The organism is Chryseobacterium sp. WG23 (assembly GCF_024586575.1).
Classification (GTDB): domain Bacteria; phylum Bacteroidota; class Bacteroidia; order Flavobacteriales; family Weeksellaceae; genus Chryseobacterium.
Genome location: NZ_JALCZE010000008.1, coordinates 243,833 through 260,935, shown reverse-complemented (window position 1 = coordinate 260,935; position 17,103 = coordinate 243,833). Strand labels below are relative to the sequence as shown.

The following is a 17,103-nucleotide window of genomic DNA, read 5'->3' as shown; positions in this document are numbered from 1 at the left end:
TGTTTATTATGGAAACACGCGAAAAAATCATCATTATAGGAGGAGGATTTGCGGGGCTACAGCTTGCAAAAACATTAAATAATAAAAATAAAAAAGTTATTGTACTGGATAGGGTGAATCATCATATGTTTCAGCCGCTTTTTTATCAGGTAGCTTCAGGAAGGATAGAACCTTCCAATATTTCCTTTCCTTTCAGGAAGATTTTTCAGCAATCCAGAAATACCCAGTTTCGTATGACGGAGGTGAAAGAAATTGATCCTGCCCACAACAAAGTTGTTACCGACGAAGCTGAATTTACTTACGATAAGCTGATTATAGCTACAGGCTGCAAAACTAACTTTTTTGGAAATAAAGATCTTGAAAGCAAAGCTTTTGGGATGAAAAATACTCAGGAAGCCATCGGGATCAGAAATCATATTTTAACAACCTTTGAAAAACTGATCCTGGAAAAAAGCAGAAGTGATGACGGAAACTGGAATATTGTAATTGTAGGAAGCGGACCTACCGGAGTAGAGCTGGCAGGTGCTTTTGCAGAAATGAAAAAAGAAATTCTACCCAGAGATTATCCTTACATGAATTTTGATCAGCTGAAAATTATTCTGGTAAGTTCTACAGAAAAACCTCTTGCCGTGATGAGTAATGAAGCACAGGATCAATCTGAAAAATACCTCAAAGACCTTGGGGTAACTTTTATGAGTGGGGAAGTGGTTACAGAATATGATGGAGATAAGGTACATCTGAAAAGCGGTAAACAAATTCCGTCCAATAACGTTATTTGGGCAGCAGGAGTTACAGGAAATGTAATAGACGGCTTTCCGGAAGAAAAATTAATAAGAAACCGATATATAGTAGATCGGCATAATAAAATAAAAGGCTACGATAATATTTATGCCATCGGAGATATTGCCTATATGGAAACTCCGAAATATCCGCAAGGGCATCCACAGGTTGCTAATGTGGCCATTAATCAGGCGAAAAATTTAGGAAAAAATTTCTTAAAGAAAAATTCTTCCGAATGGAAAGAATATGAATATAATGACCAGGGCTCTTTAGCTACTATTGGTAAACATAGGGCTGTTGTTGATCTGCCGTTTATAAAATTTCAGGGATTTTTTGCATGGTATTTCTGGATGTTTCTGCATTTAATGTTAATTTTGAGCGTTCGAAATAAGCTGGCCATATTTTTCAACTGGATGTGGAGCTATTTCAATAAAGATTCATCTTTAAGATTAATTATTATACCTACAAAGAAAAACGGAACATTACAATGAGAATTGATATAATAAGCGTACTACCGGAATTAATGGAAAGTCCGTTTCAAACTTCTATTTTGAAGAGAGCAATGGATAAAGGATTGGCAGAAGTACATTTTCATCATTTGAGAGACTGGGCAGTCAATAAGCACAGGCAGATTGATGATGAACCCTATGGAGGCGGAGCAGGAATGGTTATGATGATAGAGCCCCTGGATAAATGTATTTCGGAGCTTAAATCTCAGAGAGAATATGATGAGGTTATTTATCTGACGCCGGACGGAGTCACTTTAAATCAAAAAATTGCCAATACACTTTCAATAAAGAATAATCTGATCTTCCTATGTGGACATTACAAAGGAATTGATCAGCGACTAAGAGATCTTCATATTACAAAAGAAATTTCAATAGGGGATTACGTGCTTACCGGAGGTGAACTGGCAGCATGTGTTCTTGCAGATTCGGTGATCCGATTGCTGCCGGGTGTTTTAAATGATGAACAGAGTGCTCTTACAGATAGTTTTCAGGATGATCTGCTTTCACCACCTATTTATACCAGACCCGAAAGTTATAAAGGCCTGGAAGTTCCTAAAATTTTACTGAGCGGGAATTTTGCAAAAATTGAAGAATGGCGGCATGACGAAGCCGTAAGAATTACCAAAGAAAAACGTCCCGATTTACTTTAAAAAATAATATGGTTTTTATCAAACCTATTTATCATATTTGTAAATGGAATAATATTTGTTATATGATATTTTATAAAGAAAAATATTAGTAGTTTTTTATTTAAGGTAATATTTTATTTTATTTATTTTAAATTTTGCTTATTGTCTCAATTTTCGATATTGAGGTAATATCACAAAATGATTGAAAAATTAATTCACTAAGTATTGTTTTGTTAGTGATTTTTATTATATTTGACCGTTTCTTACTGAAAAATTAATTTTGAGATTAACAAATATTAATTAAAGAAATTTAAAATAAATAGTAAATTTATAATTGAAAAAGAGCATACTAACTAAAGATAGAAATTTGTGCTGATGGAGCTATTCTCTTTTTATAATGTTGAAAATTTATTTTTACCTGATCCAAAACCTGTTCATAAACTGGACCCTACAAAATCAGGTTTAAGAAGCTGGGATGAAAAGAGATATAAAAATAAACTTTTTAAAATCTCTCATGTATTCCAACTGATGAAGGAGGAGAATGGTGTATTGCCATTTATAATAGGTTTATCTGAAGTTTCCGGAAGGAAAGTTTTGGAAGAACTTGTAGAGATGGATCCTTTTCATTCAGAATATGGAATTGTACATTACAATTCTATGGATGAAAGAAAAGTAGATGTAGCAATGCTATATGATAAAAATAAAGTAGAGGTTGTAGATTCTGAAACCATTACTTTCTTTTTTGAAATATCAAATAAAAACACAGGAAGTTACGACACAACCAGGGACGTACTTTTTTCTAAGGTTAAATATAAAGGGGAAATTATTAATGTCTTTATCGCCCATCTTCCCTCTAAGCGCGAAAAAGATATCAATAAACCTAAAAGAGCTTTTATATTAAACGAAATCCGGCAACGGATCCTGAAAATTGTAGATGATGATAAGGAACATGTTATATTGTGTGGTGATTTTAACGAAAACCCGGATGATGAAAATTTAGTAAAAATTCTCTATGACAATAATCATGAGAAGGTTTTGATGAATCCTTTTCAGGAATTGTTTTCCACAAGAAATTATTCTACTTTTCATTATAAATCTGGATTGCTGTATGATCAGATCATTATGTCGAGATCACTTCTTGACCATAAAACTCTTGCCTTTCAGGAGGCTTGCGTATTCAATTCTGAGAAAATAAGCAGCAGGACCAGAAATTTTGAAGGACGTCCTTTCCGAACTTATGCCGGTACACGGTATTTAGGCGGATACAGCGATCACTTTCCGGTTTTTGTCAGATTTAATGGCTTATCTTAAAAAACATAAATAATAAAAAAGTAGAAAATGAAAAATTCGAGTAACACAAGTTATCATTTAGATTCAATCGACAAAGAAATCATCTACATGTTGATGGACAATGCTAAAACTTCTTTAGCACACATTTCAAAAAATGTTGGAATTTCTACAACAGCAGTACATCAAAGAATTAAAAAACTGGAACACGCAGGCGTTATTGAAAACTCGATCTCGTTCCTTAATCCTAAGAAAATTGGATATAAGGTGATTTCGTATATCGGTGTGTTTTTGGATCAGCCAAGTCATTATCCTGACGTGGTAAAATCTTTGCATGATATTAATGAAGTAGTGGAGGCCCATTATACTACAGGAAATTACACCATATTCCTGAAGGTTCTTTGTAAAGATAATGATCATTTGATGCAGATCCTTAGCAAGCTTCAGAAGCTAAAAGGAGTAACCAGAACAGAAACTTTTATATCTCTAGAACAAGGTATTTACAGACAATTGAAAGTATAACGATATGAACATAGGACAATATTTGGATTCCACTTACTTGAAAACGCCTGAGCAATCAGGAATTTCACACGGAGAAACTCTTCAAAAAGATAAGGAACTGGCTCAGGAAGCTATTGATAATGGTTTGTTTGCTGTAATGATCCGTCCGGATTATGTAGCAGAGATCAAAAAATATATTCAGGAAAGAGATTCAAATGTTGCAGTGGGAACTGTAATAGGTTTTCATGAAGGAACATACTCTATTGATGAAAAGCTTGCAGAAGCTTCAACAGCAATTGAAGATGGAGCAGATGAGTTGGATTTTGTTATTAATTACAAGGCATACCTTGAAGGAAATATAGCTTTGGTAAAAGATGAATTTGTAAAATGTACACAGCTTGGGCTGGAACACCATAAGGTTGTAAAATGGATTATCGAAATTGCAGCTTTAACAGATGAACAAATTGCTGATCTTACCAAAAAGATTTCCAACTGGGCTGAAGAAAATTTTGCAGAAAAAGATTTTCCTCACATTTTTGTAAAATCTTCAACAGGTTTTTTTGAAACCACTGGTGGAAAACCTAACGGAGCAACATTTGAAGGCGTGAAAATAATGCTGGATAATGCTGGAAAACTTCCTGTAAAAGCAGCAGGAGGAGTAAGAACTCCCGAAGATGCCGAAAAAATGATCAATATGGGAGTGAAAAGAATTGGAACTTCCTCAGCATTGGCATTAATTAAGAATCAACCATCATCAGAAGGATATTAACATTGATATCAATATAAATAAAAAACCATCAAATTCATTTTGATGGTTTTGTTTATTATGCCTGTGCCTGATATTCTTCGTAAAACTGTTGAGTTTCCAAAATAAGGCTGCTCATTTCTTCCAATGTGAAAACTTCCAGGAACTTTTTTCTGAATTCCTTAAAGTGGGGAACCCCGCGGAAATAGTTACTGTAATGCTGACGCATTTCAATTAATCCTAATTTTTCCCCTTTCCATTCTACACTCCATTCAGCATGCTGGCGTACTGCTAACAAACGGTCTGCTACGGTTGGTTCAGGTAAATGTTCACCTGTTTTAAAGAAATGTTTAATCTCATTAAATATCCAGGGATAGCCTATAGCTGCACGTCCAATCATTATTCCGTCGCATGCATATTTTTGTTTGTATTCCAATGCTTTTTCAGCAGAATCGATATCCCCGTTTCCAAAAATTGGGATTTCAATATTCGGATTCTGTTTTATTCTTGAAATATGTTCCCAGTCTGCTTCTCCTTTGTACATTTGTGCTCGGGTTCTGGCATGTATCGTCAGCGCTTTGATTCCTGTTTCCTGCAGGCGCTCTGCCACTTCATCAATATTGATACATGTACTGTCCCAACCCAAACGGGTCTTAACTGTCACCGGCAAATGAGTAGAACTTACCACTGCTTTTGTAAGACGAACCATAAGGTCAATATCTTTCAAAACTCCTGCTCCTGCTCCTTTACACACCACTTTTTTTACAGGGCACCCGAAATTAATATCAACTAAATCAGGATTTACCGTTTCTACAATTTTTGCAGACATAGCCATTGCTTCTTCATCTCCTCCAAAGATCTGTATTCCGACAGGTCTTTCATAATCAAAGATATCCAGCTTTTTACGGCTCTTCATAGCATCACGAATTAAGCCTTCAGAAGAAATAAATTCCGAATACATTAAATCTGCACCATGCATTTTACACAAACGTCTGAACGGAGGATCACTTACATCTTCCATCGGAGCCAGCAAAAGTGGAAATTCCGGCAGTTCTATATTGCCTATTTTTATCATGGTGCAAATTTACAAAATTCTAAGGATTAGAAAATATGATAATATCTATGAGTGTGATGGGGTGATTTTAAGCGTCTAAGAATGGAAGATATGCGCGTATAGCATTGTCTTCCTAATGTCTTCAAACCTTAGAAGCTTGCTTTTACCTGCATACTTCCGATATGGATTGTTCTGTCGCCAGAATTTCTTCCTTCATAATTTAAATTTAGCTGAATGAAAGAATTGATTGCCTGCTGGATGAAGATACTCCATACCTGGTTTTTTCCGGGCTTTAAACCATCCAGCATCTGGTTTCCTACAATACTGTAATTGTTTCCGGTGAATGTATTGTTAATGAATGAGAAATTCCCACGAATTGATGTTTTTTTACGCTCCCACTGAATGGTTCCGGTGATATCAAAGGCTTTAAGGTTTTCTTCTCCGTCCACTCTCTCTTTTTTGCGGTAAGCAGCGGAGAGCTCAGTCTGGATGGCATCAGTAAATTTATAGGTAGCCTTTGGCTTGGTTTCCATATTATTTAAACGGTAATCTCTTGTTGCAAACAGCTGCGAAGAATTTTTAATATCATGTATTGAGTTTTCCCAGTCTACCCTGAATTCTTTATTGAACCAATATCCTATATTCAGGAAATGAGAAATCTGCTCACGCTCTTCACTGCTGAAGTTGGCATTGATAAGATTGTCATTAGATATAAACCGGTAGTTCCCGTTCCAGCCGGATTTGTCGGTAGGATTAAACTGTACAGAGGTCAGTATATTCTGGTTTTTAAGAATCTGATCACTGTTTTTTTCAAAAGGGTTAAGAACCAGCACCCTATCTTTTTTATAGAAAGAGTTTTGAGAATTTAATGAAATATTGAAGTTCCAACGCTTTAAAAATGCATTTTCAGAATTAAATACAATAGCAGGATTCACAAATAAAGCCAGCTGCAGCTTATTTTTATTGGAAGGAATATATCGTACAGAATTGGTGTAAACACGAATATATTTCGCTAAATCCGAATATTCTGCGATCTCAAATTCATCCAGCTGCTGAATACCATCTCCATTATAATCAGTCCATTTATAAACCCCTTGTCCATCAGTTACTTTAATGTATTGAAATTCTCTTTGTGCCTCCTGTCCGTTTCCTAATTCATAGAATGCCTGTAAACGCATTCCGTTTCTGAAAAGCTGTTGATTGTAAAGGATATTTCCAACCACAAAATCATTATTTCTGGTTACGGCATCAGCAATATCATTTTGATAGAAGAATTTTCTATAGTGAATTAACGCATTTAAAGTAGTTCTTTCAGTCTTGATGATTTGGCTCTCTGCCATGATTCCCAAAATATTGTTCATGCTTTGAAGCCTGTTATCACGTACAGAGTCATTATCCCTCATGTATACTTTTGCAAGCAATTTGGTTCGGGTGCTGTCGCCAATTTTCTTTTGAACAAAAATTTCTTTCCAGCTGAAACTGGTCACATCCAGGAGTTGAGTATCATTGTACTTTTTCTCATTATGTTCCATGCTCCCTCCAATAGTCCAGCTGCCTTTTTTACCGGTATATTCTGTGGAAACACCACCACGGATAAACTTGGTATCCTGCAGTGTTGCATTGGTATTAAGGAATGAAAAGTTTCCTTTCGTAAAGAATTTTCCTTTGATCCAACCAAAATCCAGGTCGTTTTTAATTCCTTTATAGGAATCCTGTTCATTCAGATAGTTAATACGGTAATTTAAGGTAGATTTATTATTCCACTTATTCAGGAAGCTGAAAGTGAACCTGTTTTGAGTCCTGTTGTTGAATTCCTGTACTAAGTTGAAGTCTCTGGAGAATTCTACATCATTGATACGGTCCAGAATATGAAATTGCCTGTCGATATACTGGTATTCAAAACTTGGAGTTCCTTTCCAGTTGTTTTTAGTAAAACTTTTATTTCCAAAAATTCGCCAGGCATATCCAATGTTCTGATCAGAATCTTTTGAGGAGAATAAGTTGATATCATAGTTACTCATGGAAATATCAGTGCCTATTTTTCCTTCATGTAACAAATACTCTGAGTTTAGGGAGAAAACCTGGGATTTTTGAGGAGAAGGAAGCTTTCTTACGGCTCTGTAATCACCACCATTAGGCCCTGCATATTCAAAAACACGCCCGTTATTAGTGGTTTGTGCTACTTTATAATCTCCCTGATTGGCTCCAAAATAAGTAAAGGAAACCTGATAAAGTGTTCCATTCTGATCTGTGGAAAACTCATAGAAGTCTCCGGTAGGACTTGAATGTAAAATATATAAGATTTTATTGACATCATATTCGGTAACAACACCCGATGGAGCATACATCAAATTAGGGTCATTTCCGGCATTGGCAAGAATTTCCTCATCCTCTTTAGACAGGTTTAAAGAAAGAGGTGCATTTTTATTATCATTTTCCATAAACCAGTTAAGGCCTACTTTGAACTTTTCCCTCTGATGCTCCAGTTTACCCGTAAATAAATATCTGGAATAATTTCTGTTGGCGTAATTATAAGAGATGGTAATGAAATTCTGCTGGAAAATAGGGCGGAAGCTGGTAAAAGTAACCTCGCCCGTATTATAATTGATGATATAATCCTGGTTTTCACCACGCTTCATTAAAATACCGTCAATGAATACCTGCTCAGATCCCGAGATCAGTGTGATAAACTGTTCCCCGTTTTTACCTGTTAAACGGTAAGGTCCTTGGTTTCCTTCCACCCCCTGAAAACGGATTCTGTGAAACTCACTTCGTGCAACTCCCATAGAAACATCTACAAGCGTTTTATTTTCAGTTCCAAATTCAGTCTGAAACTGTAGTCCCATGCTTCTTCTCTGATATTTGGCAAAGTAATTTTTAGATTCAACAAGATCTAAATGCCCGGCTCTAAGAATAGATTTATCCTTAATATTAAGCTGCATATAAATTTTATCAAATTCTTCCAGAGTTTGCGTATATCCATCAGCCTGAATTGGTAGATTATGATCTGAAATACTCGCCAGAATGGTTACATCCTTGGAAAGGCGTCCTGAAATCTGAAGATCCATAGAACTTTGTACAGATTGCCCCTGATTATTCCCAAAAGTAATCCCCCGGATGATGGAACCTTTAGAATTCAGTTCTCCTAAAAATCTTTTTTTATCATTTTTAGCCAGTACAGCTTCATCAATAATAATTTTATTATTGGTCCTTATAAAGTCAAGGGTATCCTTTGTGAAAATATCCTGTTCCAGCCTTGCAGCCAGAATACTGTCCTTTTTTATACTGTCTTCAGGAACATTGGGGTTTTTCCATGAAAATACCTGGGCACTCCCTGAGAAGATCCCTAAAAAGAAGAATACGAATAGTAGAATAAAATTCCGCAAGTCCTGAAAATAATCCGTAAAAATAATTAAAAAATGTTAACGGAATGGGGTTTAGTATTATTAACAGAAAATTAATATAATTATTGCGAATGACTGAAAATTAGCTATAATTTAGCGGTTGAAATTATTAATATTTAAATTTTAATCATGAAAAAACTTTATTCGTTAGCTTTATTTTGTTTAACAGGTTTTGCATTTGGTCAAATTAGCTTAACGACACTAAACACTCCTTACGTTCAGAATTTTGATGAATTGGCAAATACGGGAACAGGTTCCCTGGCTTTAACCGGAGGTTTAGCAGGGTGGAGCATTCTAGAGACAGGAGCTAATGCAAATTCTACATACGCAGCAGATACAGGAGCTTTAAATGCTGGAAATACCTATAGTTATGGATCAGCAGGCAGCACAGACAGAGCATTAGGATCTGTGGCGAGCAGTAACTTATTATCAAGATGGGGTGCTCAGTTTAAAAATGATACAGGAAATCAAATTACAGATCTTCAAATATCGTATACTGGTGAAGAATGGAGAATGGGACAGCTGAACAGAGGGAGTAATGATAAAATTATATTTGAATACAGCACGGATGCTGCGTCATTGACTACAGGAACATGGACTGCTGTTTCAGCTTTAACCTATGAAACCACTAACGCTACAGGAACTGCAGGACCAAGAGACGGGAATGCTGCAAGCTATAGAACGGCACTTAGTTCAACAATTACGGCGCTAAATATTCCTGTAGGACAGACATTTTGGATCCGGTTTGTTGATTTTAATGCTGATCAGTCTGATGACGGTCTTGCTATAGATGACTTTTCCTTAACACCTCAGGGAGGAACCTTGGCAACAGGAGAAAATAGAATTTCAAGCAAATCTTTTGTTAAAAATACTTCAGTTGAAAATGAAATTTACTTCGGAGTACAATCAGAAGTTAAAATTTTCAATGTAAGTGGACAATTGATCAAAACAGCTTCAGTGAGAGAAAACGAAAGTTTAAATGTAGCTGAATTTCAAAAAGGTATTTATTTTGTAACAGGAATTGTAAACGGTAAAAACGTTTCTGAGAAGGTTATTAAAAGATAATTTTAACTAATTGTTAAATATACACCATCACTTTAGTAGAGTGATGGTTTTTTTGTACTTTTAAGCTATAAATTTAAATCATCATACAATGAAAAAAATCTTTATTATTTTGGGAATAGCTTCTGCTATTGGTTTTATGAATGCGCAAACTACCGTTTTGACGGAAGATTTTAGTTTTACAGGAGCTCTTAATGCAAATGGCTGGGTTACTCACAGTGGAGCTATTCCGGGACAATTGACATCTAACGGAACTGCTGCTAATTTAGTTGCAGGAAATACAGAAGATGTAAATAAAGCATTTTCATCTTTGTATACTATTAGTGCAACTGCCGTTAGCAAAGCCGAATATTCTGCTACAATTAATGTAGCCAGTGCAGCGGGTTTAAGTACATCTGGAGATTATTTTTTAATGTTTACAATTACTTCAGGGGCTAGTCCGGGAAATAATTTTAATGCAAGACTTTATGCTAAAGGAACTGCATCAGGGTATACTTTAGGCGTATTGAATAACGGTGCGGGAGCTGTAACACCTACTTATGGAACTGAAATTCCTTATGGGACACCTGCCAATATTACAGTAACTTATATTATTGATAATACAGTAACTCCTGGTACAAATACAGCGACTTTACAAATCAATTCACAGCCATTACTTACAAACAGTACAGGAACAGGAGGTGCTTCTGCAACAATTGGTGGGGTAGCTATCAGACAGGGTGGAAGTGCTACTTCAGGAACTGGGAATATCTCCATTGATAATCTAGTGGCCAAAGTATATTCTCCAACATTAGCCGTTTCAGAATTTAAAAATGGAAAATCAGGAAACTTTGTAAAGAATTCTTTCGTTAAAAATGAAGAAATTACTTTTGGAGCTGATGTAAAAGATGTAAAAGTTTTCAATATGTATGGACAAGTTGTGAAAACAGCTTCTGTAAAACAAAACGGAACTGTAAACGTAGCTGAACTTACAAAAGGAAACTATATTGTAACCGGTACAGTAAACAATCAGCCGGTATCTCAAAAGATTTTGAAAGACTAAAACTAAGCTTTTAGATAAAATATAGATCCGTTATTTCATTGAAATAGCGGATTTTTTATCTAAAGTTTTGATTTGCGGTTGACCATTTATTCCAATACTACCTCTTCTGTCTCGAATACGGTTTCTTATATAAAGAACAACAATTTTTTTGTAAATTGAAGTTTTCTACAATAGAGAAAAGTTGAAAAATATTAGGTTAAAGATGGAAAATGAACTTAACTATATTTACGAAAAATGGCACCTGTATGCCAAAAACAGACAACCCCAGGACCTGATTGATCTGTATGCCGAAGATGCTGTTTTTGAAAGCCCGCTTGTACCCAGAATTCTGGATACAAAATCGGGGATTTTAAAAGGTAAAAATGAAATTCTGCGGTTTTTGGAAGAAGGGACAAAAAGGCGCCCCAATGAATTGGTAAGATGGTATAGGAATGGAGATTCTTATACGGCTAAAGAAACATTAATCTGGGAATATCCGAGGGAGACTCCCGATGGTGATCAAATTGATATTTTGGAATTAATGAAGATTAAAGATGGCAAAATTACAAATCACCGTATTTACTGGGGCTGGTTCGGTACAGAAACATTAATAAAATCAGCACTCAAAAAGAACGAATAATAACGTCGCTATTTATACTGGAAAAATAGTAATAAAACCTGAAATTAATTTCATTAGCCCATGGTTCTACTGTGAATACTGTATTCCCCTCATTAAGTTTCAGACTCTTCCTACTTTCAAAAAATAATAATCAAAATCATTTTAACAGTAGTATTTTTGGTATATTCCTAACATGTTGCTTTAGATAGTTATCAATTCCATGGTATTATTTTTGATATTTTTATATTAACCTGTCGCTAAAATTAAACATCTATGAAAAAAATATTTACTATTGTTGGATCTGTACTGTTTGCTGTATTTACAAATGCTCAAATCGTTATCAATGAGATCTATGGAGGAAATGAAAACTCCGGAGCTGTATTAAAAAATAATTATATTATTTTAAAAAATATAGGAAGTGTTCCCGTTTCTTTATCGGGAGCTACTATTCAGTATGCACCGGCAGTAGGGGCATTTAACCAATATCATACATTACCTGACATTACCCTGAATCCGGAGCAAACCTATTTGATTCAGGAGGCTGAGATTGGCGGTGGTACCATCAATTTACCAACTCCTGATTTTATTGCTACAACGGTAATTAATTTTGATGCAACTCCTAATAAATCAAAGGGGATACATATTTCAGGGGTCTCCGGAAAAATTGCATTGGCATCCGATAATGTACAGGTTCCCGGACCGGGATCATCCAATGTGCTGGATTTTGTAGGATATGGCTCTAATGCAGATCAGTTTATGGGTGACGGTCCGGCTCCATCTCCAACAATAACAACAGGGATCAAAAGAATAATGGGTACAAGCAATGATAATCTGGTTGATTTCTCCCTTGAGGGTACTGCAAAAACCGGTTTTGTACAAAATCCATTTATAAAAGGAAATGAGATCATTTTCGGATCGGAAATTACCGATGTTAAAGTGTATGATACCTTCAGGCGCGTTGTGAAAAAAGCACCTACAAAAACTGTCTTAGCTCTCGATATTGCAGAATTGCCTAAAGGGACTTATTTCGTAACAGGGACAATTAATAATGTTCCTATTTCTCAGAAAATTGTAAGAGATTAATTTTTATAGAGAAAGGCTACCTTAAAGTAAGATAGCCTTTTATTTTTAAATATCCGGTTTAGAATATAACCATTGTTTTATCTGTTTCCTATTTATTAATACCAGCCTCTTCTGGCAGCATTAATAATGGTCCCCAGATTGAGAACAAGGGTGTATCTTATACGTTTTGCGTAATCCTTGAATGAAGGCTCAAAGCCTAGTGAAGATTGTATAGGGAAATAAATTTCAAGGAAATCCGGAATAATTCTTACTTTAATACCGCTGTCCCATATAAACTTGGTAGGATGGTTTTGATTTTTATAGATCCCCGCATCAGCATATACATGAAATATTTTCCATACACTGGAATCTACATTAAAGGAAGTGATCCATTTGTTAACGGAGCCGGGTATAAATGATTTAAACCCTCCATCAGCTAAAATAAATTGCTGCGAAAGAAGGCCGCTGTTAGCACTCTCACCCAAAAGGCTGTAAGAGAACGCATAATTTGAAACTCTTGAAATTCCGTAATTAAATAAATTATTTCGGGTATCATTTCTTACGAAATACCCAGCGAATAAACGTAAGCTCAGTTTTTGTTTCGGGGCAAATTCCCACCTGTAAAAGGCTTCAGCAGTAACTTTGTTGAAATCTTCCATTCCTTGTGTGCTCAGGCTGAAACTCTTTTCATGAATCATCTGATTATCACTGTAACCATACCCTAAGCTCCACAGATTATATTTTTTGTAATCATTATTAGCAATCATAACAGGGCTGAGATCCCTGTCGAAATAATTATAAGACATTCCAATACTTCTGCTTATCGTACTCCGGGGATCTTTCCTGAAGCTGATATTGGAAAGTACCGATGCCTTTCGGTAAGCCAATCCGTAATCATAGTGGAAATAAGATCCTGAAACCCCAAAGGTAAGGCTTCGAATAATACTTTCAGCAGGCAGAAAAGAATAGGAGACTGCTCCGGAACCGGTGAGTTTTCCTGTTCCTGAACTGTACATTGGCGTGAATGAATACAAAAATTTCTGATCAAAGAATGATTGATTTTTAAGATTGATTCCTAAAAGAAATTTATCATAAGCATTATTAAAGCGTACTCTCGGACTGATATAGATCTCATTGTATTCAGGATCAGGAATGTCTTTGATGAGCTTAAGCTTTATTTTTTTAGCATTCGAAAATATACCTTTTGCATACAGAAAATTATCCCTGTAATTCGATTCCGGAAAGCTATAGCCTGTATTTAATGTGACTTTATAAATATTATCTGACGCCGGAAGAAGTAATTCATTATTATTCTTATTTTCTTCTGTTTCTATCCAATATGCTTTTTTTTCTCCTTCCCGTGTTTGGGTTTCAAGTTTTACCGGAATAGAGGCATCTGTATTTTTTGTGATTTTGATATGTAGAGAATCATTCTCTTTTCGTATGTTTTTCAGTTTAAAATTAACCCTGTTTTTCTGCTTAAGGAAATTGGTGAGATATCCCGAAGCTTTATCTTTTTCGCTAAGGCCTTTCAGAAATTCTTCAGGCTTTATTTTTTTTCCGGAATTTTGTGAAATATAATTTTTTATGATACCATTGAAGGTGTCATTTCCCATTTTATCAGCAGAATAATCAAATAGGCTTCCTGTTTCAAAACTGCTGACAGCCATGTCATTAAAGTTACTTAGTGAAGAAAAATTGTCGTCAATCTTTTGATCCAGATTTTGCAGCATGATATATTGGTAAGCTAAGCCATAACGATCCAGAAGCTTTACTTTTGATGCATGAAATATTTTTAAAGGCTTAATTCCGAATAACTTGGTCTCCGGAAGAGCCCCTAAAAGTTTGGTGTCTTTATAGAATTTTTTCAGATACTGAATTTCAAGATAAGATTTTAAGCCATTTTTAAACCAGTGATCTTTCTCTTTATCAGCAATGATATTTTCATCAAGAATTTTTTTGGTTATGATTCCAAAATAATCAAGGTCGGTTTTTTCAGCATCTGTAAATAACTGGAATTTGAATTTCCAGAATCTGATATCATTATTTCCGAAGAAATCTTCCTTAGCCCTGAATTTATCAGAAATGAAAAGGTTTTGCGGGACAAAACCAATTTTATCTTTAAGGAATTTCAACTGTAAGGGTAGGAGGAATTCCAGGTTTTGTTTTTCTTCAGGTTTCAGATTGTACCCAAATTTAATATCAGAACTGAAGCCGTCAACATCAACCTTAATAGAAGGATAGCTGTTGGTGGAAATTATAAATTCCGGGTCAGAATCCAGGTATCCTTTAAAAGAATTCATCTGAACCTGAGGAAGGTTACTTTCGATAAAATTATTGACAGGAATATCAAAATTGACGGTCCAGAAAGTATTAAAACTTACAGATTCTTCAATATCACGGTATTCTTTTTTAGAAATATTGTCCGGATCAAATTGATCCGGAACAATAAAGAAATATTTTAAGGCTGTATTCTGGCCGGCTGTTCCATATCCTGTAAATGTTTTATCAGGAAGCTGTATCCGGTACTGTAATTTTAACGTAACGGCTTCGCCGGGTTGTAAAGCATCTTTCAGAGGAAGAAATAAATTTTCATCCGAAAGAGTATTTATAGCAATAGGCTGGTTTTCTGAATTTTTAATACTCAGTTCCAGAAGCTTACCCAACTGCTCAGGCTTTGCAAAGTGCAAATCATTGTTTCTGTCTTCCAGTTTCCTGTAGACTAATGCGGTTCCACGTTTATGATAGGCGGAAATCCAGTTCAGGAGTTTTACGGTTTGAAGCTGCTTGTCGGAGTGATTGTAATAAACAATTTCCTGATTGACTTCAAGCGTTTTTCTGTCAGCAGATAACTTTGCTTCAATATATATACTGTCTTTCTGTGCAGAAACCTGTACAACTCCTAAAAACAAAATAAGGCAAAACGTGATCTTTTTCAAATATAAGTGATAAAGTACCAAATATAACTTATTTTGTAAATACTTTATAGGATTTTTAACCCTGAGTTGCCTTTTTTTCCAAAGAATTAATATAGGCATTCCAACCCTCAGTTTTATAAGTTAGCGCTGAAGCTTCCGGATTGTCTGATTTATAAATTCCTCTTCCTACGATGATGAAATCTGTATGTAAGGTTTTAAAAACATGTTCGGGAGTATTGTACTGCTGGCCTTTACCATCGCCTGAATCAGCTAAATTCACTCCAGGGGTAAACAATAAAAGGTCTTCAGGAATTTTATTCTGGGATACACCACCGATTACATTAGGATGGGATAAAGCTACTTTTAAAGCATCTTCACGATAGCTGGCAGTAGTTAAGGCTCCTTTAGAAGACATCCCTACAATGGCTACCACTCCTACATTTTTAAAGCAATCCAATGATTCAAATCCACCAATAACCTGTGAGGTTACAAAATCTGCCCAATCTGTAATTTTGAAAACTCCACTGGTGAACTGAAGCTCCTGGGTGTTTCCAATATCTGCAAACTTTCTGTCTTCCATTAATAAAAACTGATGTTTTTCAGCAATAGTTTTTAATGGGCGAATTGTTTTTTCATAGTCAAAATCTGAGATGATATCGATATGTGTTTTCAAAGCAATGATATGGGGGCCTACTTTTTCAGCTAAATCCAATAGTTCCTGTGTTGTAGTAACATCTGCGGAAGCAATAAGGTTAGATTTCTTTGACAAAGCGGTTTCTAATAATTTCTTTGAAACAGAATGTTGGGCACTGTTCAGTTTTTGCTCATAAGAGGCTCTGATTTCTTCTTCAAACTGGATATGATTACCCTGTAGGAAGTCCTGAATTCTTTTTACTTCTTCATCAGATAATTCTCCTGTTTCCTGAAGAATAACACATACCTCTGAAATGTTGAAAAGAGTATGAACTCTGTAACCTTTGCTTTCCAAAAGCTGCTTTCCTCCCTGTTCTCTATCTAAAACTACAACAATATCTGAAACTTTCAGATCTTCCTGCTCTATTTCAGGAATCGTTTCCAATAAAGATTTTCCTGAAGTGATAACATCTTCCACTAAAAGACAGTTTTGGCCTTTCTGATAAATACCTTCAATCAGCTTTTTAGTACCGTAGCTTTTAGCTTCTTTTCTTTTAATAATTAATGGAATGTAACTTTCCAAAGACATTGCAGTAGCCATCGGAAGTGCAGCATAAGGAACTCCGCAGATAAGATCAAAATTATCTAATGGAAGCATTTCCAATAAATAATTGGCCAGATTTTTTAAAATTTTCGGATCTGAAGCTAAAGGTCTTAAGTCTACATAAAATGGACTTTCAATACCACTTTTTAAGGTAAACCTTCCAAATTTGATGATCCCTAGCTTGTAACACTCTAAGAAGAATTCTTTTTTACTTTCCATTATTTTTTATTAGATATTGCAAATTTAAGGATTTGAAATAAGGCTTAAAAATTTAT

The 17,103-nt window shown here is 35.3% G+C and carries 13 protein-coding genes; 9 read left to right on the top strand and 4 right to left on the bottom strand.

The genetic code is table 11. The annotated features are described in order from the left end of the window. Positions 1 to 8: 8 nt before the first annotated feature. The 5 genes from MP477_RS14240 to deoC all read left to right on the top strand — a co-directional run bounded on the left by MP477_RS14240 (position 9) and on the right by deoC (position 4,475). Positions 9 to 1,271, top strand: a complete 1,263-nt coding sequence (locus MP477_RS14240) for an NAD(P)/FAD-dependent oxidoreductase (protein ID WP_257190926.1) — start codon at positions 9 to 11, stop codon at positions 1,269 to 1,271. Beyond that, entirely contained in the window at positions 1,268 to 1,939 is a 672-nt protein-coding gene (trmD, locus tag MP477_RS14235; protein ID WP_230038041.1) for a tRNA (guanosine(37)-N1)-methyltransferase TrmD, read from the top strand. The genes MP477_RS14240 and trmD overlap by 4 nt, the downstream gene beginning before the upstream one ends. Positions 1,940 to 2,293: 354 nt before the next feature. After that, positions 2,294 to 3,229 (top strand): endonuclease/exonuclease/phosphatase family protein, encoded by a 936-nt coding sequence (locus tag MP477_RS14230; protein ID WP_257190925.1) that lies wholly within the window; start codon positions 2,294 to 2,296, stop codon positions 3,227 to 3,229. 27 nt (positions 3,230 to 3,256) lie between these two features. Continuing rightward, entirely contained in the window at positions 3,257 to 3,727 is a 471-nt protein-coding gene (locus MP477_RS14225; RefSeq protein WP_047490188.1) for an Lrp/AsnC ligand binding domain-containing protein, read from the top strand. Positions 3,728 to 3,731: 4 nt separating this feature from the next. Continuing rightward, positions 3,732 to 4,475, top strand: coding sequence for a deoxyribose-phosphate aldolase (gene deoC, locus MP477_RS14220; RefSeq protein ID WP_257190924.1), 744 nt, complete (start codon positions 3,732 to 3,734; stop codon positions 4,473 to 4,475). 55 nt (positions 4,476 to 4,530) lie between these two features. On the opposite strand, the gene dusB is transcribed toward deoC, so the two are convergent. Further along, on the bottom strand, positions 4,531 to 5,526 hold the full coding sequence (gene dusB, locus MP477_RS14215) for a tRNA dihydrouridine synthase DusB (RefSeq protein ID WP_115920552.1): 996 nt from the start codon (positions 5,524 to 5,526) through the stop codon (positions 4,531 to 4,533). A 128-nt stretch (positions 5,527 to 5,654) separates the two neighbouring features. After that, positions 5,655 to 8,891, bottom strand: a complete 3,237-nt coding sequence (locus MP477_RS14210) for a hypothetical protein (protein ID WP_230038033.1) — start codon at positions 8,889 to 8,891, stop codon at positions 5,655 to 5,657. A 147-nt stretch (positions 8,892 to 9,038) separates the two neighbouring features. On the opposite strand from MP477_RS14210, the gene MP477_RS14205 reads away from it, so the two are divergent. From MP477_RS14205 to MP477_RS14190, 4 genes are all read left to right on the top strand, one after another. Then, positions 9,039 to 9,974, top strand: coding sequence for a T9SS type A sorting domain-containing protein (locus MP477_RS14205; RefSeq protein ID WP_257190923.1), 936 nt, complete (start codon positions 9,039 to 9,041; stop codon positions 9,972 to 9,974). 88 nt (positions 9,975 to 10,062) lie between these two features. Then, entirely contained in the window at positions 10,063 to 11,013 is a 951-nt protein-coding gene (locus MP477_RS14200; RefSeq protein WP_257190922.1) for a T9SS type A sorting domain-containing protein, read from the top strand. A gap of 202 nt (positions 11,014 to 11,215) precedes the next feature. Further along, on the top strand, positions 11,216 to 11,632 hold the full coding sequence (locus MP477_RS14195) for a nuclear transport factor 2 family protein (RefSeq protein WP_257190921.1): 417 nt from the start codon (positions 11,216 to 11,218) through the stop codon (positions 11,630 to 11,632). A gap of 252 nt (positions 11,633 to 11,884) precedes the next feature. After that, a complete protein-coding gene (locus MP477_RS14190; protein ID WP_257190920.1) occupies positions 11,885 to 12,694 on the top strand; it encodes a T9SS type A sorting domain-containing protein in 810 nt (269 codons plus the stop codon). Positions 12,695 to 12,789: 95 nt separating this feature from the next. Here the strand turns inward: MP477_RS14190 and MP477_RS14185 are convergent, their stop codons facing one another. Beyond that, positions 12,790 to 15,612: an aminopeptidase gene (locus tag MP477_RS14185; protein ID WP_257190919.1), complete on the bottom strand. Its 2,823-nt coding sequence runs from the start codon at positions 15,610 to 15,612 to the stop codon at positions 12,790 to 12,792. A 55-nt stretch (positions 15,613 to 15,667) separates the two neighbouring features. Beyond that, on the bottom strand, positions 15,668 to 17,047 hold the full coding sequence (pyrF, locus tag MP477_RS14180) for an orotidine-5'-phosphate decarboxylase (protein WP_230038021.1): 1,380 nt from the start codon (positions 17,045 to 17,047) through the stop codon (positions 15,668 to 15,670). Positions 17,048 to 17,103 lie beyond the last annotated feature (56 nt).

Coding starts and splice junctions, on each gene's coding strand:
- MP477_RS14240 (WP_257190926.1), top strand. CDS start 9: ATGGAAACACGCGAAAAAATCATCATTATAGGAGGAGGATTTGCGGGG.
- trmD (WP_230038041.1), top strand. CDS start 1,268: ATGAGAATTGATATAATAAGCGTACTACCGGAATTAATGGAAAGTCCG.
- MP477_RS14230 (WP_257190925.1), top strand. CDS start 2,294: ATGGAGCTATTCTCTTTTTATAATGTTGAAAATTTATTTTTACCTGAT.
- MP477_RS14225 (WP_047490188.1), top strand. CDS start 3,257: ATGAAAAATTCGAGTAACACAAGTTATCATTTAGATTCAATCGACAAA.
- deoC (WP_257190924.1), top strand. CDS start 3,732: ATGAACATAGGACAATATTTGGATTCCACTTACTTGAAAACGCCTGAG.
- dusB (WP_115920552.1), bottom strand. CDS start 5,526: ATGATAAAAATAGGCAATATAGAACTGCCGGAATTTCCACTTTTGCTG.
- MP477_RS14205 (WP_257190923.1), top strand. CDS start 9,039: ATGAAAAAACTTTATTCGTTAGCTTTATTTTGTTTAACAGGTTTTGCA.
- MP477_RS14200 (WP_257190922.1), top strand. CDS start 10,063: ATGAAAAAAATCTTTATTATTTTGGGAATAGCTTCTGCTATTGGTTTT.
- MP477_RS14195 (WP_257190921.1), top strand. CDS start 11,216: ATGGAAAATGAACTTAACTATATTTACGAAAAATGGCACCTGTATGCC.
- MP477_RS14190 (WP_257190920.1), top strand. CDS start 11,885: ATGAAAAAAATATTTACTATTGTTGGATCTGTACTGTTTGCTGTATTT.
- pyrF (WP_230038021.1), bottom strand. CDS start 17,047: ATGGAAAGTAAAAAAGAATTCTTCTTAGAGTGTTACAAGCTAGGGATC.